Consider the following 24,431-nt stretch of genomic DNA (forward strand, 5'->3'; position numbering starts at 1 on the left):
AAAGATGAAAAGAAACGCAATATGGTATAAAGTAGGATGGGGAGTTTTGCTGATTATGCTAATGATGTCCTGCAAAAAATTTGTAGATCCGGCACTAATTTTTGAAAAGGAGCCTGAGAATACGAAGGTGAAAACCCGGAAAGTATTGATTATAGCTGTAGATGGTCTATCGGGAATAGCGTTGGAAAAATACACGCCTCAACATATCCAAAAATTATTGGAGCACGCTAAATATACCTACGCTGGATTGTCCGATGCGTCAAGTGGAGATGCTTCTACCTGGGCAACATTATTATCCGGAAAATCGTCTGCGAAACATGGTGTATATGGAGACTCATTCGAAGAAGATATCGATGAAGATGACCCACATGGCCACAATTCCTCTGGTCAGGCCACAGGCTATATTACTTTTTTTCAACGTATACTCGAACAGGGCAAACGTATGAGAAGCTTTTCGGCAACTTCCAGGCAAGAATTGGATGATAATGCACTGGATTATGCAGAGACAAGAATTGTGAAAGCAAATGACGAGGAAGTGAAGAAGACCGCAATAGATACGCTGAAATCTACATTAACCAATACATCATTTGGGGTTATCAATTTCAGAGGCGTCAATGAAGCGGGGAAAAGCGGTGGATTTTCATTAAGCAATGCTGCATATAAGGCTGCTATTGATAAAATAGACGGCTATATTGGTGAAATAAAAGCTGCAATTGAAGGAAGATCCGCGTTTGAAAATGAAGATTGGCTAATTGTAGTAACGGCTAACCATGGCGGTCTAGGGCAAGGATATGGTGGCGCTTCACTGGAAGAACGAAAGATCCCTATTATTCTCTATAACCCTAATTTTGTAGGACAGAAAATGGAGGCACCAGCACTGGTAAATTCAATGGAAATTAAAACCAAAGATGCGAATATGCCAACGATCACTGCTGCGAATACGGATATCTATGACATCAAGGATGATAAAGAATATACGATTATGTGTAAAGTGAAAAATAACGTAAAACCTACAGGTGGTAATCACGCTGTAATATTGGGGAGAGTCACTCATGCTTACACCGGTGGTAACGGATGGGCTTTTATGATTGAAGGAGCGAATACAGGTAAGTATCGTTTTTATTTGGCAGATAAAAATGCTTCTAATAATCAATTACAGGTGGTTGGATCGCTAGCAGGGGAGGTCGGAAAATGGGAGACTCTTGCTGTGAAATTATATAAAAAGGACGACGGTAAGCGCTACGCGAAGTTTTACGTAAATGGTGTTGCCGGCGAAGAACGAGATATTACCACTGGTAGAGGAAGTTTTCAGGCACCAACAGCAAATTTCTTTGTCGGCTCGGGTAATGTATCTTCGGTTGGAACCTTTAACGGTATGGTCAATAATCTGGTATTTGTCACTAAAGCGTTATCGGATGAGGAAATTCAGTCGTACAACTGTTTGGGGACAGTAGATGAAAGTACTTCTTTTTGGAGTCAAACTGCCGGATTTTGGTCCATGGATGATATTGGACAGCGAACATTTAAGAACAAGGTAGCAACATCGCTGGATACAGACTTCAAGTTTCCTAATGGTAATTACACATGGAATTTGAATGCGAAGTGGAATTGTCTATCTGAACAGGAAAATGCCAAATTTTTTATAATGAACCAATATGATATCGTTCCACAAATTGCTTATTGGATGGATATCAAACCGCAGGATTCCTGGTTATTGGATGGTAAGCTTTTCTTGGATAAATATGAAATGGAATTCCTGAAATAATCTTCGATAGGATCTTCATTGTGAAATATTATTTTTAATAGTCTTCCTTGGCGCTTGCGCCGAGGAAGCTTTGTGAAACCCGTGTTTTGAAATCTCCGGACTAGCAAAAATGATCGATTTTAGAACCTTTAATAAAGGCGTATGAAATCAAGGTTTTCTAACCAGTAGCGAAGCACAGGAAAAGCACGCTTGCAGTATACATTAAGTATCGATCAAGTATTGACTAAGTATCACTTTAGTATTTCATACACGGTACGAAGGAAATACTTCTATTTTGCTTAATACCCAGAAATATATCCTGTTGATGTCTTTGATAAGAAATGTGCGTTTAAATACACAATTATTTTGCAGATCAGAAGGGGAAACACGCTTCCGAAATATGAAAAAACCAATCTTTATACGTTCAGTGTTGAGGTTTTTATTTAATAATCAGCTGAAGATTTTATGGTTGTTAAGTTGTTGATAGTTATTTGGTTAAGTAATGTTAAATATACGATAATATACAGGGGATCGGGTATTTTTAGGCTAAGCAAAAATAAACACAATATGAAAGGTACTTTCGCTTACTTAATTATTTCGTCTTTTTTGATATTGATGGGTTGCCAGTCCCCAAAGGCTGACTCCGTCGAGAAAGGATCGTTAATAGATTCCTTTAAGATGACCTCTGTTAATGTCAAAGATGATTTCAATATCAAGGTTAGCTTGCCTGAGGAATACGGTACTTCGGGAAATATTTATCCTGTCATATTCCTTTTAGATGCAAATCTGTACTTTGATACATTTGCCCAAGCGCTCCGGGATTATGCAAATGTAGGCCTAGCTCCTCAGACCATACTTGTCGGGATCGGCTAAAGATATTCCTGCAATGGATTCATTGCGGCAGCGCGACTACACTTATCCAATAGCGAAAGCGGAATATGAAATGAGTACAAGCGGCGGTGCGGATCAATTTTTGAGTTTTATTGAGAAGGAACTTTATGGACGGATTTCCAAATCTTATCGAATAGATAGTACAAATGTCGTACTCTACGGACATTCTCTTGGAGGGTATTTTACTTTATATTCGTTTTTAAAAGGGGCAAGCGCTCCGCTTAGTAAGATAAATAAATTTATTGCTGCCAGTCCCTCTCTTCATTATAACGATTATTACCTACTCTCACTGACCAAGCGGTACCAAAAAAAGTCTACTCATTCCAAGAAAGTTTATATCACTTATGGGGGAATTGAAAACACAGATGACCCAACTGGCTTAAGGCTCGAGGCGATTGCTGATACGCTTTACAAAAATATAGGGCGAGAAAACCTGGTTTTTGATATCTATTCTAATCTCGATCACATGGACACGCAGTTCCCTACATTTTTTAAGGGTTTAAACCTGTTTAATAAGAACAATTGATCTCTGATACTATTAGGCGAAAAAACAATCATTCGAATAGCGTTTTCCTTTCGCAAGTTCTAAGGAACTGCGCTTAGACTGTTTATAATAGACGCGCAAAAATTGAAATCCCTGATTGGCAATAGCTCATAAGCTATGATGAAATTCTAGCCATTACCTGATCTCGTCGTTCTGATAATGTACCGTATACTTCAATCACAGGTATTCCGAAATCTTGAATCCAATCACGGATTACATGATCAACCTGGTTTCTAATTTTTGGCAGTTCTATCTGATGTTTAGGTATCAGATCCGGCTCCTCAATAGGAACAAAGACAAAAAGATCAATTTCTGCAATAAGTGTCTGAGCTGTTTCATAGAAATGTGCAACATTTCTATGCGGATCAATAACATGAAGATAAGCTAAGATGTCAATTACACATCGGTCAAAGATTACTTCGTCTCCACTTTCTAAAACCAGCTTGGCTGAATAATTAAATTGTTCAATGAAATCCTCGGGAGTGGGGACTTCTGAAAATTCATAACCTGAAAACTCCAGTTGATAATAGGGCTCTAGTTCAAGCGTATACCCCGGTAGGTTTTCCAGAAGTTCTTCCGCCAATGTTGTTTTGCCAACTTTGTGTGCTCCAAAAATTGCAATTCTCATATTTCAGTTTATTTTCCAATTGTTCATTACCCATCATGTAATTAGCGCAAGAAAATGGAAGACCCAATTAATGAATAAAGTTTAATGAAATGAGTAATAAAACTAACTAAAGGTATAAAAGAATGGGATTTATATTTTAGAGACTATATTATAGATCCACATTTTCCTCTCCCCATTTATATAAATTTAAAATAATAGGCTGCAGTTTTTTTCCTTTTTCAGTTAGGGAATACTCTACGGTTGGCGGAATAGTAGCAAAAGCTTCTCTTCTAATAATGTTAGCACCCTCTAATTTTTTTAATTCTTTTACCAACATACGCGTATTGATATTGGGAATGTTACGTTCAAGCTCTTTAAAACGTTTCGTGCCATCAAATAAAACATATATGATAGGAATGGCCCATTTACCTCCCAAAATATCTAACACATCTTTCAATACACATTTAAATTCAATTTTTACATTTTTTTTCATTTGCTGGAGGTTTTGTATTTGTTCAATGCTTTACTTTTTGTCTATACTGTACATAAATGTAACTACTTGCAAATGTAAAGTATTAGAAGTAATTTAGAAAATGAAACAAATAAAATCTCCAAAGAATGAAGAAATTTACAAAAGATGATACCATTATCTTATTAATCGACCATCAGGTCGGTACGCTGGGATGGTCAGTAAACCGTCCAAAAGAAATGATCATAAGTCGGACCATTGCTCTGGCTAAGCTAGGTAAAGCATTGGGTATCCCAATTGTTTTAACGAGTAGCCAAGAAACACTTGCTCAAGGGTTATTATTAACGGAATTACAGGAAATTTTACCTGAGGAATACGCAAATCGTATAAAAAGAGAGGGGATAACAAATGCATGGAATGACGAGAGCTACAGAGAAGCCGTATTGAAAGCTGCGGGTGAGAGAAAAAATGTAATTATGGCTGGACTTACCCATGATGTATGTATCGTTTTTCCTTCTCGTTCTATGGTGGAAGTAGGATTTGATGTACAGGTTGTGATTGACGCAGGCGGATCGCCCACTCAAATTGCAGATGACATAGCACAACAAACCTGGGAGAAGGGGGGGGGTCGTACAACAACGATTAATCAGCTTGTGGGTGAATTGATAGATAGCTGGGCAACGGAAGATGGTCAGAAGGCTGTACAGATCGTTTATGAAGAGGTTATGTCTAAGATTGGCAAATTTTAAATTGAAAACAGAAGATGTTAAAAAAGATAGATAACTCAAAAAAATCAGGGAACCAGCATATATCCATATTATATCCGGGCCTAGAACTTACTGATCATGACACTGGCTATTATACTATAGGACGGATTGATCAGGCACATATCCATGGTGGGGCGTTGATCAAAATGCACCCACATGTAAATGATGATATTCTTTCCTATTTCCGTTCTGGAAAAGTGAAACATACTGACTCAGAAGGGTTCATTGAGTATATTACTCCTACGAAACTGATGTTGATGAAAGCAGGAAAGCTTTTTTATCATGAAGAAGCGGTATTGGAAGAACAGGAAGGTTTGCAGATATTCATCCGTCCTGGTGAGAAAGACTCAAAACCAGAAGTTATTTTTCAAGAATTGGAAGAAGTACACAGTATAAATGAATGGCGTTTGATTGCGTCTCCTGAAAAGGAAAAAACTTCTTTAACACTCAGTAGTCAGACATGGATTTATGATATGCAGATTACTCCCGGAAAAACATTTAAACTCCCGCAAGATGTTAATGAGGATTATCATTGTCTACTGTATGTTTTTCAAGGCAGTATAACAGTAAATGGTAACATCGGATTAGGCAAAGGTGAAAGTCTTTTTATAAAAGATGAAAACATTAGCTTTGAAACCAGTGACAGAGCTGAATTAGTTCTGTTTGTTACAAATACGAAATCACCGTATTATGATGGTGGAATGTACAGTGGAAATCAAAAATAAACCTTTAATGAAATATAATATTATTTAAAGGGTTGATTTTAAAAAGGACAGATCGTATTCAGTAAGCTACTTGAGTATAAGGATATTCTGAAGTATTTTGGGATTTTCATATAAAACGAGTAAAAATAACCTCATTTTTCATTTTGTGCAGTAAAGAGGGATATGTAATCCTTCAAAAAACAATATTCCGATCAAATAATTAAAGGTTTAATAAAAACAACAAAATAATGGCAGACAAAACTTATCCTAAAAATATTATGGTTACCAGTCCAGAAAAAGGGGAACGTGTAGGGGTCATGGGGGATAACTACCGTATAGTTGTTTCCGGTAAAGATACTGATGGCCAATATGCAATTATAGACATGATAGTTCCTCCGGGTGGTGGACCGACACCGCATTCGCATCCTGATATTCACGAAACATTTTTTGTAACGGAAGGGGAACTGCTCTACAAAACAGAATTAGGGCACTCAATCGTTAATGTCGGTGGTTTTGTAGATATTCCAAAAGGTGGAGCTGTCCACTGTTTTAAAAATGTCTCTGAGAGAAACGCACGCGTAATTTGTACTGTTACTCCGGCGGGATTGGAGGAGTTTTTCAAGGAATTGGGGGCGTCTGTTCAAGCGGAGGAATTTTTACCAGTTCCGGAACTGACACCTGAATTTGTGAAACATCTTGAAAATCTCAATAAAAAATATGGACAAATTTCATTTGCTCCTGATTATCTGGACTGATATCCGAAGGAAGTAAATCAGATATAAGAATGATAAATAACAGTAATTGGAGGTATAGGTTATAAATATCACTTTAAAATCAAATGCTGGTAAATATATATCCAAGAGGAAGACAAAACCAAAAAGAAGAATATTTTAGGAGTAGGCCGTAATTCAGAAACCTTACAAAACGTAATAAATATTCTTAACGAACATGGATATGATACTTATGGCAAAAGCATAAATGAAAGTGCTTTGGAGGTATTTTGCAAATTTGATTTTGATGGTGTATTACTTGATGTCGATGTAGGATCTCAAAGGAGGGAAATTCTTATTCCTACTTTTATAAAAAGGGATCCAGGTACTTTCCAGTTTTTTGGATTAGGTAGCACCGAGATGAAGATGGAAATTAAACAATAACAGATATTGACTACTAATGGTAACATTTAATAATATGGAAACTAAGGAATATTCGAAAAATAAAAACATTACAATACTTTGGACACCATCAAAGTGTATACATGCGGGTATCTGTGTGAAATCTTTGCCAGAAGTTTACCATCCGAAAGAGACACCTTGGATAACCCCTGAGGGAGCAAGTGTGGAGAAACTCAAAGAACAAATAGATAAGTGCCCTACGGGCGCTTTAGGATATAGGATAGACAAGAATACTGGATAAATCATGAGATTTTTTTATGATATCGATCTATCATCAATATATTCTGCAACCATAGCATAATCATCAACCTACCGGCCATCCCAATAGCCAGTCCACCAATGTCGATTGTTGTACAATCTTGGTTCTTCCTAAGACTACGGAATGCTATTTTCAAATAACTAGTTATCATAATAATCTAAGTCGTTAAACCGATTTATACGAATTTAAACTGTCTATGGATACTCAAACCTCTTTTTTTTTGGGTTAAATGATTTGTATCCAGTGTGTTGTATCTGTTGGTGCATGATCAGCTGCGGACATTTTTTTTCTGAAACCGAACATCGTTGTTAGTGGTGAGGGGCCTCTACAAAGAAATCCATACGCTTACTGAGATACCTACCATTTACGATATATTTACAAAGTTTACATTTTTATTTACCTTCCAAATTCCTCCCACTGAAAGATTCCAAAGTAAATTTGTTGCATCAAATGGATGTGAACAATAAAAATATTTTAAAGTTTGCTGAACAATGGAAAGCACAACTGCACTGAGAGTTATAAGAACTTTGCAGCTATTATCATATTAAACAAATAAATTATGAAACAGGTACACGTTTATGTATTGCTCTTGGTTTTTAGCATCTCCTGTGGACAAAACCAGACAAAACCACCACAAGATAATATTAGTAAAGGACACTACTCCGAGTCTCAATTTAAAGAAGTGGTTGCCTCAAAGGTGCCTATGAGTATGGTTCGGAATGTAAAGAAAGATCGGGACGGAAATATTTTGATCGCTTCTTACTTAGGTGTGTTTCGGTACGATGGAATATCTTTTACCAATCTAACAAGTGAAATAATTTCGCCTAGATTCGCTAGCTTCTGGGATGTTCTGGAAGATCGAAAAGGAAATCTTTGGTTTGGCACTAAGGATTCAGGTGTTTATTATTACAATGGTAAATCCTATCTGCATTTTACAACAAAGGATGGACTTGGCAGTAATTCAGCGCTTCATATTTATGAAGATAAAGCCGGTAATATTTGGTTTGGAACCAAAGGTGGTGCAAGTCGTTATGATGGGAGGTCCTTTCGGAATTTTACAACGAAAGACGGACTGCCAAATAACGATATTAATGCTATTATGGAAGACAAAAATGGCAAATTATGGTTTGGAACAAGAGGTGAGGCCTGCTATTATGACGGAAAGAAATTTACCGTTTTCAAAAACAAGGACGGTAAACCTTTTTACAACGTTTGGTCAATAATAGAAGATAAAAAGGGAAATATTTGGTTCGGCGACGCTGATGGCCTTTGGCGTTACAATAGCAAAACCTATACTAAGGTATCACAACGGGGGGCATATGCTATAGTCGAAGATAAAAAGGGGAATATCTGGACTACAGGTGAAATAAATCCGAAAGTCTGGGCACTTTCACGTTATGATGTAAAGTCCCTGTACAATCAAGTGCCCAGGGTAACCGAAATTAAGTCGGGAGGAAGAATGGATTTTTTGGGTATATTGGAGGCTAACGATGGAAGCATTTGGTTTGGATCTGGATCTGCAGTGCATCGTTATGACGGAAAGACCATCACGGACTTTAAAGGCAATGACGGGCAGAAAAACTAACCCGGAACTGTTATTTCCAGTCTTCTCTTCAATGTTTAATACCGTCTATTCGGATATTCTTGTCGCTTCGCTTGGGACAACACACTACTTAGCTTGCTATTTCTTTGCCTTTTGAAGCCTATTTTATTGCCGTTATACCAAAGAAACACCAAAGCAATACCAAAGCAGAAGCAAACCAGGACCCTAGAAAGACCGAAGAAATGGCCTAGAATAAGCAATAAATAACCAAAGAATCACCAATAAATAAGCAAAGAAATAGCAAAGAAATAGCAACAAATAACCAAAGGATAAGCAAAGAAATACTGCTGTTTTATTCTGGAATTGCTCCACTTCGCTTTATTTTCAAAGTCGACGTTAGTTATTTATTCTCATTGAATAACTTTAATCTTTCAATTCCATTCAGAATACCACCTTTAATCATATTTCCGTATCCATCGTCAGATAATCTGTCAGTGAACGAAAGTGCTAATTGATAATTTTTACTCGCACGCTCAATATCGCCTAAATCTTCATAACATTTACCAATATTCAAATAAAGTGAGGGGTAAGCCCCGCTAACCGTATCGTCATTTATTTTCAAGGCTAAATTTAACGCTGTCTCATCCCATTTCAATTTGTCCGCAACACTTTTTTGATGCCTTGCCACATAATGAGATGCGATAAATCTTTCAAAATCATTTGTTGCTTCGTTCCAAGCCTGCATAAATAGTTTACTTGCCTCTTCTGGTCTGCCCTCAATGTCCATACCTTGAATACAAAGTATAATAACGTGGTTATTTGGGTCAAAATGCATATAATTTAGTCTAAAATGTGTACAAGCAAAATTAAAGCATGAAAACTTGAGATACTTTGATATAAGTCAAAAAATTATCTCGATTTAAGTCTGCTCAATGTTTCTTGAGTAATGTCAAGATAGGACGCAAGGATTTTATTTGAGAGTCGTTGAATATACATTGGTTCTTCACTCATTAGCCTGTCGTAGCGTTGTTTAGCTGAAAGCGTTATGCGATTTTCTATCTTCTTATTTTGATGTAAATAAGCCATTTCTAAAAACTTTCTGTAAAAATTTTCCCATAAGGGGATATCTGACACCAACTGATAAAAATCTTTATTACTTATTGTATACAGTTCAGAATTTTCGAGCGTTTCGACAAATTCAAACGAGCTTTTTTGCGAAATAAAGCTGGAAACCGAAGTAACGATAGAATTATCGAATGCAATGTGCCTTGTTTTTTCATGTCCTTGCTTAGTTAAGTAATATGTCCGAATACAACCGCTATGTACAAAATATAACTCTTTACAAGTTTCTCCCTCTGAAAGTAATAGGGTATTCTTTTTTACAGTCTTTGGTCTGAAGCATCCACTTATTTGGTCGATTTGTTTATCGGTGATGTTCGTATTGTTTTTAAGATAATATTTTAGTTTTCCTGTCATACTAATTATTGTTGTGTTATCTGTTTAGCAATTACGGCTAACAGTTTTGGGCTTGACATTCGAATGGATTTTTACCATATATCTAAATATAAAGCTGATAACTCAAAGTTAGAAAAACTTTGATACGAAGAACAAAATCCGCATACCTCCAACCACGACTAGCTGTAAGGTTGCTAAATTGTCTTTTTATTTAATCACGCTATCCAGTTCATTTTTCGTTGTTGAAAACATCGAGCATGGTTGGAAATCCTTATCTTTCGATGTTATTTATTAAGGTCAAAAAATGGCAAATAGTGTTTCTTCAGATATTTTAGAGAAGTGGCTTAATGCTTGGTCATTATCACGAGAATTGCCGCTACCGACTAAGTTTAAATCTGGCTATAAAGTTGACGTTGGTTATGAGAAACAAAAGGCTCGCTATGTGTTTAGAGAGCTTAATAATGACTTTATTAAACTTTCAGAGACTATAAATGAAACTTGGGTTTTTTTGAAAGTTTGTGCTTCTCCCAAAGAAATCAAAAATAAGCTATCTGAAAAATGGGTAATTCAACCACAGGGATATATGATGTCTTGTATCTCTCCGATGAATATTCCAAATAAACGCCTACCCGACGGTTACGAGATAGAATTTGACGGCTATAATTCAACAACAGTTGTCAAAATTGTGACTAAAGATGGGGAGTTGGCTTGCATAGGTCGGCTTGTTATTGTAGATGATTTGGCTGTCTATGATAGAATTTCAACAGAAGAAAATCATAAAAGAAAAGGTCTCGCTACTTTTTTGATTAAGGAACTTGAACGAATTGCTTTATCGAAAAACGTTCACAGAAATTTCTTGGTAGCAACAGAACAAGGAAAATTGTTATATCAATCTTTGGGGTGGAAAATTTGTAGTCTTTATACTTCAGTGGTTATTCCTTTTTAATGCACGTGGAGTATAAAGTAAAAAAATCGCTTATAATCATTTTTTAGATGACGAACCCAACCGACCCTTCTTTCGAATCCTAATGCGGTTTAAACAAGAAAAGCTAATCTTGCGATTAGCTTTTTATTGGTGAACCTATTGGTACGAAACTCGAACTTTTTTTGGAATATTTATGATCATTGAACCAATTTAAAAGACTGTCTATATGAGCACAAGTTGGATATAGAAAAACCAAAGCCTATAAGGAGATACCGCACATATTATCCTTTGCCTATGAAAACGGCAACGACAATATGAAGCAGGTCGTTGAAGCCAATTACAGGCAGGTCAAGGCGGATGTTGTGCCTATTGTAGAAAGCGAGATGGAACGGATTAAGAACGACCCCGATTTACAGCATTTAATACAACAGGAGTGAGTTAGTGCCAATTCACCGTTAAATATTAATCCAAATTTTCTATCTTTGTGGTCTGTTATACTATATCTAACATATTATCTGGTCTTACTCGAAAGACAACTCTAAAAATAGAGTGATTAATGCATTGAAATCTTTTGGTTTTTAATGCACAGATAATCCTATAGACTTATTTCTTAATCTTAAACAAAACAAACGATTATCAAATCGACTGCATGATCACTTTTGCGGTGTATTCAACATTTCAAAATGTGGTGACACGATGAATAAAAATGAATAGTAAACAGTTAATAAGTAGAGATATAGAGCTATTTTACAATAGAGCATCCGAAGAAACTCGACTTGACAAAGGAATGGGCGTATTTGAATTTGAAAGAATTAAATCACTCGTAGAAAAATATATACCAACTTCATCTTCAAAAATAATAGACATTGGTGGTGGTACGGGAAAGTATTCGGAATGGCTTGCTAAAAAAGGACATCAAGTTCATTTGGTAGAGCCAGTTGCAAAACATATACAAATAGCTCAAAACAGAGCGAATAGATTAAAGAACAGGTTTTCTGTACATTTAGGAGAAGCTCGAAAATTGGAATTTCCAGATAATTATGCAGACCTAATAATACTGCATGGCCCTCTTTATCATCTTCAAAAAAAGGAGGATAGAGATTTAGCCATTTGCGAAGCTAAACGTATTTTAAAAAATAATGGAACTATTTTGGGGTTTGCCATTAACTATACTGCATCAACATTGGTTGGTCTTTTAAGCGGCTTAATTCACAAAAAACCATTTTTTGAAATGTGCAAAGAAGAATTAACAAGGGGTATACATAATCCACCTCATGATTTCCCTTGGCTTTTAGCTGAAGCATTTTATCATAATCCCGAACAGCTAAAAGATGAATTTATAAATCAAGACTTAACCTATCTAAATACTTATGCGGTTGAGGGTATGGCATGGTTGGATAAAGAATACTTTGCCAATATGCTGAATGACAAAAAACGAAGAACATTAATGGAACTTATTCAAGTTACTGAAAACGACAGCTATCTTTTACCCTTTAGTCCACACATGATGATAGCTGTGCAAAAAAAATATAATTATGGAAAATAAAGAAAAATATTACAAAGCATTAATAGAAAATGACGGTCAACTCAATGAAATTGACCTCGGAGAAAAAATAGGACTTAACGAAGATGAAACAAACGAAATAATTGTACAGCTTCTATCTGAACATAAAATTGAATATGCAGAAAACAGGGCGTGTAATTACAGTCTAATGAAAAGGGTAAGAAAGAAAAATAAATTCAGTGTCAATGCGCATCTATCATAATAACAGTAAGTTACAAGAAAAAATGGGGCAAGTCTTTCTTTTTTAGACTTGTCCCAAGAGGTGAACCCGCTGGGATTGGCTCAGTCCCTCAGCTCCCGCGCGCCTTCCTGAACCTCTAACGGATCGAACCCAGCCGACCCTTCTTTCGAATCCTAATGCGGTTTAAACAAGAAAAGCTAATCTTGCGATTAGCTTTTCTTTTGGTGAACCCATTGGTACAAAACTCGAACCTTTTAAAGGCAGATTTAATTCGATTAGCGGCGATAATTTAGCTTAGGCGGTTCTTGTTCTCTACGTCAGCAGAATATCCGCATACGAAAAAAGAGCCGGACAGTTTACATTGACCAGCTAAGGAGCATCTTGAACAGAGAATGAATGAGTCAGATTAAAACCGCAGGTACGGTTAACTTTCTTCAAGGAGGAATTGCTTTGAAAAATCGTCCATTCTTTGCTTCTGCATTTCCAATTCAACCTGGAATCCCGGGACTTCATTTTCCCGGTTTTCGGTAATAATAAGCAGCTTTCTATGTTGAAGACTACAATACTCTTTAAGATATAGGGCGAGTTGTTCATGCTTGTTCTTTTTTGAAAGCGGCGGCTTGAAAGAATCAAGTTTAACGATCAAGCCTTCAATATATCCTATTTCGGAATTGCATTCCATGATCATCAGCTGTCTTTTTCCAACATCATCGACCTTATCGAATTCTTCAGTGGTGTAAGTGGTTTTGAACGAAATATGCATTGCTGCCTGAATTTTTGACCGCCAGTTTTCTATCAAAAATGTCAATATGATCGAAGGATATATTTGTGAGATTTCAGAAAGTAGAAAATCATATATCCGTTCAAGATGGTCCAAATGCTGACGGGTAATTTCCCTGTTATGTGCTTCTTCCCGCCTGATCACGTTCAATTCCAACATAACATCCTCAAACTTGGTCTTCTTTAAAAAAAGATGTTTGAAGGTTCCCCAATCAGCACTAATGATCTTTTTCAGGTCCAGAGTAAAGCTGTAGTTAATAAGGATGTCCCCCTCACAAATCGAGGCCCCAAATTGGTTGAAGTAGGTTCTTTCAATCGATGTCGCAATCGTTCTGTCAATAGCAGTCACCCACCAATTTACTCCATGCTTTGTTTTATAAATGTCTGTGATTGTCTGTCTCAGGGCATTTTCAATATCTGATATGATCGTTTTTGCTCTGGAAAGCCTGAAATCGATTGTGTTCTCTGTGAACATCGAAGTTCTGATCCACTCAATGGAGTTAGTGGCCACAGCCGCAGCCGCCACCCTTGAAGAAACAACGTTTAGCAATTCCTGATCCTGATCGTTAAAAGCCGCCGCTGAAAAATAGGAAATTGTAACACAGTCGTAAGGGTCGCCCTTAAAAAAGCCGGATAGGTAACCCATAATGCTAACCATCTCCACCTTTATATTTAGTGATTGGGTATGGTCTGAATAAAACTCGCAATGGACCGTATCACCTCCATTGGATACACTGACATCCTTTACCCTTATGCCTTTTGAGCCTTCTGCGAGTAAGTTCATGTTTTGCAAGCCAAACTTTATCACTCCCATCAAAGAGGGAATATTCATTTGGATTGATATTTTCTCGGGTGCCTTTGATAGGCAGCACTTTTTAAATTTTAGCCCACTGCCGCAGTAACAAGGCTCATTCCTTCCAACATTCATAGGATATAAATATCGTAAAAAAATGAAGATGGTGAAACATCTCTTGTTTCTTCAGATCTGTGTGTCTATGAATTGGGGGAAGCTTTTTCGGCCTGCTGCATGGTATATTTTAGGAATCTAATTTTCCGATCCAATAATCGTTAAGTTGATTAGTCCTTTAGTCTTTAGATAAGAATTTACAACCCCCAATAAAGTAAGTTGATCAGCGGAAGGTTCCTTACTTGACAATCCTGGTTGTACTATAAACATTTCAAATTCCACTGGATAAGCCTTTCTCGCGAATTCTTTTAATAGAGCAATTTTGTCTCTATCGCCGAGTTCAATTCTGGAACAAGTCTTTCCATTTCCTTTTTTTGTTTCTCGCCGTAGAAGGTGTTCAAAAAACTCTTTGGCATCTTTAAATTTCCAATTAATTGATTTCATTGCCTGACCACAGACTTCGTAAAGGTCATCTATTCGTTTGCTTACTGTACCTGCCTTTGCATATTTTAGATGATAAAGTTGAATATTGATAAATTCCTCATGTTGTTTAATAGCAATTATGTCCGCAATCTCACCGCTGTAATCGTCGTCATAGATAATGTCATAGTCACCATCTTTTAGGTCTTGAATAATCTTAAATTGTATTGAATCTGTAACTTTTGGTTCAACGTGTTGCGACTCGTTGCTAAGATTGACCCCGGTCCAATCCCATCCTAAAATTTGTTCCTTCGGGTAAGATGGAATTAATTGCTTTAGTTCCACATAACTATTACCGTGTAGTGATGAACCATCGACGAACCACCAAGTGACTGGATTATCGTACAGGAATTGTACAAAAGGTAACTGCTTTTTCCCCTTAATTATAAGAATTTCATGAGTAGATGCTACCTGCTCAAATTTATAGTCATCATATCGTGCGTTGTTGAAAAGTACTTGCCTGAATTTTATTGTTTCTTTTGGAGTCACTAAAAGGAATAGCAACTCATCAGTTTCTGAAGGTTCGATAATTTTTAGTTCGGTGTTGTAAAATTCGTATGGAATTGAGTCGACAACAATTGTAATCCTTGTTTCAGGTTCAATATAAACAGCTTCATCCCATTCTACTGCAAATGGTATTACCAGTGGCCGCATTGAAATTGAATTGGGGATAAGCGTTTCCTTTAATACTGTGTTCGGATTAATATCTGTTCTAATCAACTTACTTCCGATGTGGGAACACCATTCAGTAAATTCCTGGATATCTCCTTTAGCGTGGGACCAAACCCTTCCCTTGTAGGAACAACCTATTGAAACTTTTTCACCATTTTCATAACCAGTACCGAAAACAAAAGCTTTTTCTGAACCTTCTTTATCAGCCTGATCTAAGGCTTTCTCAATATCAAAACCTGTGTGCATGCTGAAAGAGCGGTTCTTGCCTAAAAACTCTTTTAAACCCACATTCTGAAGTCGTACCCGTTCGATTCCATAAAAAGTTTTGAAGATATTGATCTTGTTTACAATTTCAGCCTGGTTTCCAATAATTGCTTTCGCTAAGTCTTGGTATAGACCTGCATTATCGCTTGAATTGATGAAAAGCAAATTATTTCTCGTATCCCAATGCACTACATATAGCGTCCAACTGATATCATAAATATCTTTTGAATTGCCCCAATCAATGCTATTTTTCTTACCAGTAATGACAACCAGTGTTTTCTTATCGCGATTTATTGCATGAAAAAGATAATCAAGATCATCTATATTTGAAATCCCTTCTTGGAAATTATTAGGAAACCAGGTGTCAGTATGGTTCTTATATACTACCGTACTTAAGGCAGGACGTAAGCTTTGAAATGGAATCTTACTTTCATCTAATCCAGAGAAACCATCTAAATATTCAGAAAACTCAATCTCCTTATTAATCCTATTAGTACTAACTCTTGGTAATAACGTGTTCCAATCGGCACCTAGCGCATAAAACTCTTCCAATTCTTTTGGAACGTCTGCATCCTTCAAATTAACGACTATACTTGCGTTACCTAATTTCTCATCAAATTTGGTTCTGGTAAATCTTCCAGCTAACTGAACAGTTATCGGTAAACTTTGCCTGATGTCATGAAAAGCGGCAATTTTTAAGTTGGGTAAGTCAAAGCCTTCGCCCAGCATGTCTACACAGACAATGATTTTTGCCTCTTTGCTTAATATCTTTCTCTTAGCTTCTTTTCGCTCCTCTACTGACCTGCCTCGATGTATGACTACAGGATTGAGATCGGGATATCTCTTATAAATTTCGTAAACCTCGTCCGCCCGCGTTTGTTTATTGCAACGAGCCATTAAGATATGATCGTAATCTACGAGATCTTTTCGCAGTTGTGAGACGGCGGCTTCGGCAATTGCGTCATCTGCTTTAGAATTATCCCATTCATTAACCTGGATCAATGTTATCTTCTTAAAATAACCATCATCCTGAGCTTTCTTTAATGAATAATTAAATATAATCTCACCATCCAAACTTTGACCGTCATTCCTAAAAGGAGTCGCAGTGAATTGAATAATCTTATCATCATCGCAAAGTCGTCGAAATGCAGTCCAGGATGGGGCTTTAACATGGTGTGCTTCATCAATAAATATTTTTGAAACACCACCCGCCAATGCTCTTTGCATTTCCAACCCACCAGCTGTAATTAAATCCATTGTACTGACTACCACATTGCACTTCGAAAGAAAATCATTTAGTTCTTCTTTTGTCTTAAAATTCTCATTCAATACGCCAACTACCGGTTTTTTTGCAGATGTTGAAACGATAGCGAATTTTGGATTTTGTAAATGACCAAGTGTAAGAAATTTTCCTGAAATCTGCTCTCTTAGCGGGTCTGTGGGAACTATTACCAATAAACGCTTCACTTTATCAGCAACTAGCAGTGACAACATTGTTTCAGTTTTACCGGTACCAGTTGGCATTACAACAGTGCCAATTTCACCACCTATCCGCCAGTGCGATAATACATTAAATATCGCAGCGATTTGGGGCTTTCGTAACCCTTGTTTTTCTGTAGTTGGATCTTCTTCGACAAATGAAAAAGTATTGGTCCAACTCTCCCAAGCCCCCTCACAATCAAAATCATCGGTAAGACCTGGAAATTTCACCCATTGCAATTTGAGTGAATAAATATTACTACGGGCCGGAATTTTATCCGCAATTAAGACGTAGTTGTAACCAGATGGTATGGTCTTGCCTTTTCCAACGATACAGTATCGTTGATCATTTGAAACTACTGTTATGAAACCTTCATGTAGTTCTAGGCTTGTAGAATAAATTGAGGTTTCCGGGAAAAAATATTGTGACAGTAAATTCTTGCCGAATTTTTGGCTTTTAATTAATTCTGGTAAGATAAGCAGGTTTCTCATGATAGGGGATTTCTAAAGTCTTTTTTAGGTGTAACAATTTGCCAATCAATGTATTTTGGATAATTTAACTAAATCAAGCATTATACCAAACGGTAATTACAGTCATATTTTCTTCTTATAAATATACTATATTGCATATTTGACATGTCGCTAAATAATCCTGTGTCTGAACTGCCAAATTTTCATTATTTCCAAAGTTTAGCCAGCATTTCAGGAAAGATCTTGTGAAGTACAACAGGCTAATATGCTATCTCAAAGTGATCCGATGGAGACACTTAAAGCCTCTTTCGATCAGCTTTCTAATATGCGGAATGTGTATGAAAATGCCTGTGGGAGAATTTAGAATACCTGCGATTGATTCGATTTTATTAGATAGCACACTGGGTATCAAAATGAATGGGCTACTCAAAATTGAATAGCCTAATGATTTTAGGACATCAGTCCCGGATCGTACCGAGCTCGGGAATTGGTTTGAACTCTTGGGGAATTTATTTGATCGTTTGGAACCAGTTTTTGAAGAAAGTAAAAACCTGAAAAACAAAGGTTTAATGTTGTGAGTGTTTCTTTTATTTTTATAAGTCTTCAATTTTGATCTTTTAATCAAGTGAAATCAGTATAAGGTTACCTTCTTGAAAGCGGATAACTTTGAAAAAAAAATGGAGGTTCGGGATTTTCTTAGAACACCTTTTGCGTTCAAAATGGTGAAATATCATCGATTTCTATTCTCAGATAATGATTACTTGCCGATAAATCTATCTTGATACGGACATCAAATGTTCATCCAGTTTATCTGAAAGGTAATCACTAGGAATATCCCCATTGTCTTTTTTTCTGACCATCTCGATTAAATCGGACTGATCGAGAATCATAATTAGTTTTCCATGCTCTCTCAATGCTCCTTTTGCTGCCGATATTGCATTGGCATGGGCATTATTTCGGGCGATAATAATTGCAGTGCCACGTAATGCCTTCGGAAATAAATACCGCTCAGTGGTATAGATTTGGCCTTGTGGAATTGGATCTTTATAATTTTTAAACTCGAAAAGTACATACCTGGAATTGAAAGAGCTCACAAGTGCACGCCAAAAGTCGTCCAGGGAGTTTACCCGGCAGATCATATCAAATCTTGATAATTCGTCATCAGTTCGCTGTTGTTGCTTCCATACGGACAAATCGTTATTAAAGAGATATTTTAAAATTTCAACACTTTTATTCTCGAACTCCACCCATCCTGGTTTGCCTTCAGGGATTGCCTTTAATTCTGCAATAAGATTGGCCCCTTTGCTTTTCATTTCATAACTGACACTAGAATCAGCTACTGATGAATCCTGTTTGAAGTATTTTACGGGATCTTGTTCTGTATCTTCATTAACTCCATCGTAAGGAAGCCTAGTATCGAGACCCTGTTGCGCCTCCATAATCAATGTTCCCAATTCCTCTGCTTTATCTTCCCTGTTTGCTGCTATTAAAAAATTGGCTAGGTTACTTCTGTCCCATACCACAACATTATAGGTCTTGAATATCTCTTCTTTTATTGAGTACGGAACAATACTGGAAACTATTATGGCTCGGTTGCTAATTTCATTGGATGGGAAACTTGCAATAGCATTTGCCACTGTTCTTATTGTGCCGTTGGGCACTTTTCTACTCCGGTAAAACTTGATCTCACAAATTATGGAAATTAGATCCTTTTGTATTATCAAATCTGGTTGGAATACGATATTGTTCCTATTGTATTGGAGATCATCAAGATCAGATACCTTAAAGGACAAACCTCTAAATGCTGCTTGAACTATATCTGTAAAATCATTATAAAAGGAGTGGATAGTTGGCATATCCAAATTTAATAATTTGTTGTTAAAAAATAATCTAAAAGCCAGTTTCGTAAAAAGACTATTACTATTATCTAGTTATCCCAATAAATAGGTTCGCTCATGCTACCTATAAAAACTCCAGATCCATTAGTTAAGGAATTGATATCTGTTCTGAAAGCCAAGCTCTCTGTGTAATTTATTGGTGCTGCAGCTTTTATTTTATAGATATTTGAAATTATTGTACTTTGACTCATTCCGTATTGATCTTTATAATTTATTATAAATGAAATTGGATAGATGCCCGGATAATAATCGAAAGAAATATCGCTTGAAGTGAAAACCTTGACCTTGTCTCGTAGATCTAAACCTTGTAAATAAGGAAGATCAAGACCATAGTAATGAATGGATTCAAAAGTAAAATCCTTGGGTAGTTCAAATTTGATTCTCGCTGTTGCTTTTGTATTTTCTTTTGCTTGAATTAAGTCTGCGATTAAGGTATGACCTTTCTCCAAAGCAATATCTTTCGCGGTTTCTTCATATCGGTTTTTAAGCATGGGATTCACTCCGAAACGAAGTAATTCTTTTACGATCTCTATGTCACCATTTGTTGCAGCAATATGTAAAGCTGTATTTCTGTTGGATCCGTTCAATGCATTGACTTGAGCAATAGGAGTGAAATAAGTGGTAAGATACTTCAAGGTAGCTATATCTTTATTGGTAACGGAATTGAAAAAAGCTTGAACCCAATTATGGGTATATAAAGGCAAATATGAAGGTACATTAAAAATGGCCACATTCTTTTGCCTATAACTATCGTTAAACGCTTGGGTTAAATTATCAGATTTAAAACCGCTGCTAGTAAGTTTAGCATCAACAGTTTTAATCATTATATCGTTGTACGCCAGTTGTGATTTGGTTGATATGTTTACACGTTTGACCCCATGGAATGAACTATAACTTGAGTTTGAGCTTTCAGAGAAAGCAACTCCAGAAGCTAAAAATGAAAAAAGATCTCCATTACTCAAGGCAGCGGCTGACTTAAGAACATCAATAGATTTGCCGACATCGTCTGTTTGTACTGCGTCAATGTAGTTCTTATGCAAATTCCCAAGTGCAGTGTTTTTTGAGTTCATTGCTTTGGAATAAGCATCATTATGAGCTTTGATTAGGTCGGCCTTTGTTGTCGCATAAAAGCCAAGCACTGTACTTATCCTTTCTTCCATTTCAGGCGTTGCATCCCGATGGACTATGCTAATGTCAGTGTTATTAGAATTGGATGCATCAAAGCTTACTCGGTTTTTTTCAACCACACGATGAGTTTGTTGTTTCCATTTCCATATAAAGAAACCTCCGCTTGAGCTTGATGATCGTTGAATCAACTCCCTAAATACATCAATCTTAATTTTCGTCAATTGCTCTTCGCTAATATTTATAGAAACTGATGAAAAGTTTTGGTATGGAAAATCGTATTCTACCTTTATTTCATACCTGCCCATTCTTATAAGGTTTGCTTTTTCGGCAGGTATCCGGAATTTACCATTATAGTTGGCATCTAAAATTCCAGTAATTGGGGTGGTTTTATATTCTTCATGATCTATAAAAAGTGTGACTTTAGTATTTTGAGGTTTTATAAAAGTTACGAGATAATTACCTTTTGAGACATTGGCATATTTGGAAAAGTTGAAGCCAGTTCCGGTAATGTAATTTATTACGTCCTGTTTGAAGTCGGGAGGTAAGTGATTGTTGTTTGTATGGATTTTATAATTAAGTATGATATCACCATTGTCAGCGATTTCTATCCCGGAATTTGCCGTGGCTGGGCTAAAGCCCCAAGGAGTATTATGATAATATGCAGTTCCGGGAAGACCAAGTACTGGAAGAACATAAATATTTCTTGTAGTATTCGTTCCTTCTACAAATTCAACATATCCTTGATAAGAATCCAATATTTTAAACCAGGGAAACTCTGCTGCCATGTTGATAGAGGGGCAAAACAGGGAAAGGAATCCAATGATGAAAGCGGTGGCTAAGCGCATAATTTTCATAAATTTAGTTTATTAAATATAATCAAAATATTTAAATGCAAATCCTCTATTCAGAAATTAATGTTCGATAATTTTTAATTTTTTTGAGCATGTAATTTGAGTTGAATATTAAACTTCGTATATTAGCGTAAAGCCTTTATTATGAAATATTTTCGGATTTTTTTAATTATTATTTCGTTGCATATTTCTGTTAACTTAAATGCGCAAATATCATGCGTTGATAAAGTGGCACCTAATACTCTAGGTAATGTTCAACATGGTGTTTTTGATATTAGCTCAAAATGGACAAACGGCTCTGTGCTCACAGTTAAGTTTCTGGGAGGTAGTACCGATTTTGTCCACCAAAAAATACAGCAATATGCTAGACTATGGGAAAATTTTGCAAACGTCAAATTTAACTTTGTGACCTCTGGAAATGCCGATATCAGAATAGGATTCGAGAAGGGGGGATATTGGTCATATCCGGGATCACATTCAAAAAATATCCCTCAATCTGATCGTACCATGAATTATGAAGGTTTTGACGAATCTACACCGGAAGTTGTATTGAAGAGAACAATTTTACATGAATTTGGCCATGCTCTTGGCCTCTTGCATGAGCACAAGTCACCATTAAGTCCTATCCAATGGAATAAACCCAAAGTTTATGCACTCTATATGCAAACCCAAGGATGGAGCGCCCAGAAAGTTGATGAACAAGTTCTCAATAGATATAGTGTAGAGATGACAAACAAAGAATATGACCGATATTCTATTATGCATTATCCAATAGATGGTTCACTCACGTTGGATGGTTATTCTGTAGATTGGAACACTGATATATCACCAGGAGATCGGAAGTTAATTGGAGAGATGTACCCGTTTAATACAAAAACTCCAATCATTTCTACGGGAGGTACAAGTACGACAACAGCTATCTCGAGTACTCTAAAAAATGTATCAATTGAACACAATGTAATTCGAAACGGAAAACAGGGAATGTCAATAAAAGGGCAATATCAAATCAATAATGGTCTAGGCAAAAAATGTCGATTTGCAGCCTATTTTTATAATGCAAATGGAGTTCCATTAAATGATTTTAATAGTTTATATGTTTCAGTTAATGGGAAGGTCGCAGTGGGAGAAGATGTAACACCGGCTTATGAAGCGTCTCTATTCAATAGCGACTTGTTTCTTCCATATGATGAACTTCATCTAGGCAATGGCAGTCATAATTTGAAGTCAGTAGTTTCCGTATTTGACGACATAGGCAGAGAAATTGCTCAAGGTGGAGCTACTTATTTTTCTTATAGAAATGGACCAATTTTGTCTCCAATTCACAATGTACAAATATTCGATAATACAAAATATAGCCTTGTTGTAATGCCAAAGTTTACGATTATGAATGCCCGTGCTAATCAATTATCTGTGGTAGTTCATTTCTTTTACAATAATGGCGCACCGGTTACCTATTATGACTCATTTAAGAGACAAAATGTAAATCTTTCTTACATGAGTAATTTTGTGCCTGCATTTGAAAATACCACTTATAATTTTGGTCAATACAGTGATTTATTTATTAATGTACCCTTGTCCTTTTTCCCCGTATTCGGCAATAATACCCCGTATAAATATTACACAGCAATTATTAAAGATGGAGTGCAAATTGCAACAAGTAGCTGGACGAATTTTTTATTGAATCGTTGACTTTTGTTATTAAAGTGTACTGGATGGATAAAATATTGCTTAACAAAAGCTAAAAGACAAACATATAAAATATACTATTGTAGCAACATATTTATAATTTGTTAAGATATTTTTTCTTAAATCTCATCAGTAGCTCCGCTTTTTTACATGGGGATTCATAGTACAGTTTTTTGCATTTTTTTACCATTTCTCCCATACTTGGGCCATATTCAACGCCTAAAGCGTGTAAGTCTTCAGCGCTTGCAGGCCAAATTTCTTCTTGAGCTAAATAACGTTCGATAATTTTTTTTGATTCTATTTGAAATACAAAACCTTCTTTGAGTATTTTTAATTGCGCATTCCATTTTCCTATTTCTTTTTCAGTTATAACATATGGGTCATAATGATTCATTCCATATAATTCCAAAACATGTTGCAGTTGCTTCTCCCATTCATATTTTGTGAAAAATCGTGTTGACTCCCTTTGCCAATCATTTTTTACAATATCCGGAAATTCAATTTTTGAAAATTCTTGGATGCATAAAAGCACTTGCACAAGATATTCAATTGTTCCATTTAGCAATGCGTTCGCGCATTTCTGGTAATCTTCTTCTTTTTCAAGACTTTTTACTGATGCGGTTTGTTCATACCAATCTTCGCATGCGTTAATTTTTTCTCTATCTTTTGCTTTTTCAAGTGAAGTATAATGTCCGTTAACAGTTCTTAAATCTTGAACTAATCTAGAAATCCTCTTTGCATAATCACTTAGTGGTATACCAAAATCTTTTATTTTTTTATCAACAAATTTTAAGTTTATTCCAGGCAATTCTATGAACAAACTGTATAAATAAAGAACATAATCCTTAAAACAAACTTCAAATGAATTAAAGCTTATTTTTAAAGATGGTGGAATAAAAAAACAAGTTCCATTAAAGCGATTTGTTTCTTTATTAATTTCTTCAATTAAGTTGATTAATTCGTCATGCTTCCTACGTATCTGATCCATTC

At 36.1% G+C, this 24,431-nt stretch carries 22 protein-coding genes and 1 pseudogene; 13 read left to right on the top strand and 10 right to left on the bottom strand.

Features of this window, described 5'->3' with window-relative positions:
* The first annotated feature begins 4 nt into the window (after positions 1 to 4).
* The 3 genes from DFQ12_RS20530 to DFQ12_RS20540 all read left to right on the top strand — a co-directional run bounded on the left by DFQ12_RS20530 (position 5) and on the right by DFQ12_RS20540 (position 3,161).
* Positions 5 to 1,765, top strand: coding sequence for a LamG-like jellyroll fold domain-containing protein (locus DFQ12_RS20530; RefSeq protein WP_120260907.1), 1,761 nt, complete (start codon positions 5 to 7; stop codon positions 1,763 to 1,765).
* Between the two features lie 546 nt (positions 1,766 to 2,311).
* On the top strand, positions 2,312 to 2,617 hold the full coding sequence (locus DFQ12_RS20535; RefSeq protein ID WP_120260908.1) for an alpha/beta hydrolase: 306 nt from the start codon (positions 2,312 to 2,314) through the stop codon (positions 2,615 to 2,617).
* A 13-nt stretch (positions 2,618 to 2,630) separates the two neighbouring features.
* Complete coding sequence (locus DFQ12_RS20540; RefSeq protein WP_120260909.1) at positions 2,631 to 3,161, top strand: alpha/beta hydrolase; 531 nt, start codon at positions 2,631 to 2,633, stop codon at positions 3,159 to 3,161.
* Positions 3,162 to 3,294: 133 nt separating this feature from the next.
* Here the strand turns inward: DFQ12_RS20540 and DFQ12_RS20545 are convergent, their stop codons facing one another.
* Together DFQ12_RS20545 and DFQ12_RS20550 are read right to left on the bottom strand one after the other, a co-directional pair.
* Positions 3,295 to 3,807, bottom strand: coding sequence for an AAA family ATPase (locus tag DFQ12_RS20545; RefSeq protein ID WP_120260910.1), 513 nt, complete (start codon positions 3,805 to 3,807; stop codon positions 3,295 to 3,297).
* Positions 3,808 to 3,955: 148 nt separating this feature from the next.
* Positions 3,956 to 4,279 carry a winged helix-turn-helix transcriptional regulator gene (locus tag DFQ12_RS20550; RefSeq protein WP_120260911.1) on the bottom strand — a complete coding sequence of 108 codons (324 nt, stop codon included), beginning with the start codon at positions 4,277 to 4,279 and terminating at the stop codon, positions 3,956 to 3,958.
* 125 nt (positions 4,280 to 4,404) lie between these two features.
* Here DFQ12_RS20550 and DFQ12_RS20555 point away from each other — a divergent pair, with 125 nt between their 5' ends.
* The 5 genes from DFQ12_RS20555 (at position 4,405) to DFQ12_RS20575 (ending at position 8,742) form a co-directional block, all read left to right on the top strand.
* On the top strand, positions 4,405 to 5,004 hold the full coding sequence (locus tag DFQ12_RS20555) for an isochorismatase family protein (RefSeq protein ID WP_120260912.1): 600 nt from the start codon (positions 4,405 to 4,407) through the stop codon (positions 5,002 to 5,004).
* Between the two features lie 14 nt (positions 5,005 to 5,018).
* Entirely contained in the window at positions 5,019 to 5,747 is a 729-nt protein-coding gene (locus tag DFQ12_RS20560; protein WP_120260913.1) for a pirin family protein, read from the top strand.
* Positions 5,748 to 5,974: 227 nt separating this feature from the next.
* Positions 5,975 to 6,481: a cupin domain-containing protein gene (locus tag DFQ12_RS20565; protein ID WP_244211806.1), complete on the top strand. Its 507-nt coding sequence runs from the start codon at positions 5,975 to 5,977 to the stop codon at positions 6,479 to 6,481.
* Between the two features lie 433 nt (positions 6,482 to 6,914).
* Positions 6,915 to 7,139: a (4Fe-4S)-binding protein gene (locus DFQ12_RS20570; protein ID WP_120261033.1), complete on the top strand. Its 225-nt coding sequence runs from the start codon at positions 6,915 to 6,917 to the stop codon at positions 7,137 to 7,139.
* Positions 7,140 to 7,716: 577 nt separating this feature from the next.
* Positions 7,717 to 8,742 (top strand): ligand-binding sensor domain-containing protein, encoded by a 1,026-nt coding sequence (locus DFQ12_RS20575; RefSeq protein ID WP_120260914.1) that lies wholly within the window; start codon positions 7,717 to 7,719, stop codon positions 8,740 to 8,742.
* Positions 8,743 to 9,100: 358 nt separating this feature from the next.
* Here DFQ12_RS20575 and DFQ12_RS20580 read toward each other — a convergent pair whose 3' ends face one another.
* Together DFQ12_RS20580 and DFQ12_RS20585 are read right to left on the bottom strand one after the other, a co-directional pair.
* Positions 9,101 to 9,535 carry an rRNA adenine methyltransferase gene (locus DFQ12_RS20580; RefSeq protein ID WP_120260915.1) on the bottom strand — a complete coding sequence of 145 codons (435 nt, stop codon included), beginning with the start codon at positions 9,533 to 9,535 and terminating at the stop codon, positions 9,101 to 9,103.
* Between the two features lie 74 nt (positions 9,536 to 9,609).
* Positions 9,610 to 10,176: a Crp/Fnr family transcriptional regulator gene (locus DFQ12_RS20585; RefSeq protein WP_120260916.1), complete on the bottom strand. Its 567-nt coding sequence runs from the start codon at positions 10,174 to 10,176 to the stop codon at positions 9,610 to 9,612.
* Between the two features lie 283 nt (positions 10,177 to 10,459).
* Here DFQ12_RS20585 and DFQ12_RS20590 point away from each other — a divergent pair, with 283 nt between their 5' ends.
* From DFQ12_RS20590 to DFQ12_RS20605, 4 genes are all read left to right on the top strand, one after another.
* On the top strand, positions 10,460 to 11,101 hold the full coding sequence (locus DFQ12_RS20590) for a GNAT family N-acetyltransferase (protein ID WP_120260917.1): 642 nt from the start codon (positions 10,460 to 10,462) through the stop codon (positions 11,099 to 11,101).
* Between the two features lie 293 nt (positions 11,102 to 11,394).
* Entirely contained in the window at positions 11,395 to 11,517 is a 123-nt protein-coding gene (locus tag DFQ12_RS28525; protein ID WP_279634417.1) for a hypothetical protein, read from the top strand.
* A gap of 269 nt (positions 11,518 to 11,786) precedes the next feature.
* Positions 11,787 to 12,626, top strand: coding sequence for a class I SAM-dependent methyltransferase (locus DFQ12_RS20600; protein ID WP_120260918.1), 840 nt, complete (start codon positions 11,787 to 11,789; stop codon positions 12,624 to 12,626).
* Entirely contained in the window at positions 12,616 to 12,846 is a 231-nt protein-coding gene (locus tag DFQ12_RS20605) for a hypothetical protein (RefSeq protein ID WP_120260919.1), read from the top strand. Before DFQ12_RS20600 ends, DFQ12_RS20605 begins: the two co-directional genes overlap by 11 nt.
* Positions 12,847 to 13,249: 403 nt before the next feature.
* On the opposite strand, the gene DFQ12_RS20610 is transcribed toward DFQ12_RS20605, so the two are convergent.
* From DFQ12_RS20610 to DFQ12_RS20625, 5 genes and pseudogenes are all read right to left on the bottom strand, one after another.
* On the bottom strand, positions 13,250 to 14,389 hold the full coding sequence (locus DFQ12_RS20610; protein ID WP_244211807.1) for a hypothetical protein: 1,140 nt from the start codon (positions 14,387 to 14,389) through the stop codon (positions 13,250 to 13,252).
* Between the two features lie 78 nt (positions 14,390 to 14,467).
* Positions 14,468 to 14,533: pseudogene (locus DFQ12_RS28680) on the bottom strand (SEC-C metal-binding domain-containing protein); the annotation flags it as partial.
* 117 nt (positions 14,534 to 14,650) lie between these two features.
* Positions 14,651 to 17,899, bottom strand: a complete 3,249-nt coding sequence (locus DFQ12_RS20615; RefSeq protein WP_120260921.1) for a DEAD/DEAH box helicase — start codon at positions 17,897 to 17,899, stop codon at positions 14,651 to 14,653.
* Positions 17,900 to 18,651: 752 nt separating this feature from the next.
* Positions 18,652 to 19,734, bottom strand: a complete 1,083-nt coding sequence (locus DFQ12_RS20620; protein ID WP_120260922.1) for a hypothetical protein — start codon at positions 19,732 to 19,734, stop codon at positions 18,652 to 18,654.
* 71 nt (positions 19,735 to 19,805) lie between these two features.
* Positions 19,806 to 21,758 (bottom strand): ankyrin repeat domain-containing protein, encoded by a 1,953-nt coding sequence (locus DFQ12_RS20625; protein WP_120260923.1) that lies wholly within the window; start codon positions 21,756 to 21,758, stop codon positions 19,806 to 19,808.
* A gap of 141 nt (positions 21,759 to 21,899) precedes the next feature.
* Here DFQ12_RS20625 and DFQ12_RS20630 point away from each other — a divergent pair, with 141 nt between their 5' ends.
* A complete protein-coding gene (locus DFQ12_RS20630; protein ID WP_120260924.1) occupies positions 21,900 to 23,444 on the top strand; it encodes a M12 family metallopeptidase in 1,545 nt (514 codons plus the stop codon).
* Positions 23,445 to 23,535: 91 nt separating this feature from the next.
* Here DFQ12_RS20630 and DFQ12_RS20635 read toward each other — a convergent pair whose 3' ends face one another.
* Positions 23,536 to 24,429 (bottom strand): hypothetical protein, encoded by an 894-nt coding sequence (locus DFQ12_RS20635; protein WP_120260925.1) that lies wholly within the window; start codon positions 24,427 to 24,429, stop codon positions 23,536 to 23,538.
* Positions 24,430 to 24,431: the final 2 nt, after the last annotated feature.

The sequence above is a fragment of the Sphingobacterium detergens genome (assembly GCF_003610355.1).
Lineage (GTDB): Bacteria > Bacteroidota > Bacteroidia > Sphingobacteriales > Sphingobacteriaceae > Sphingobacterium > Sphingobacterium detergens.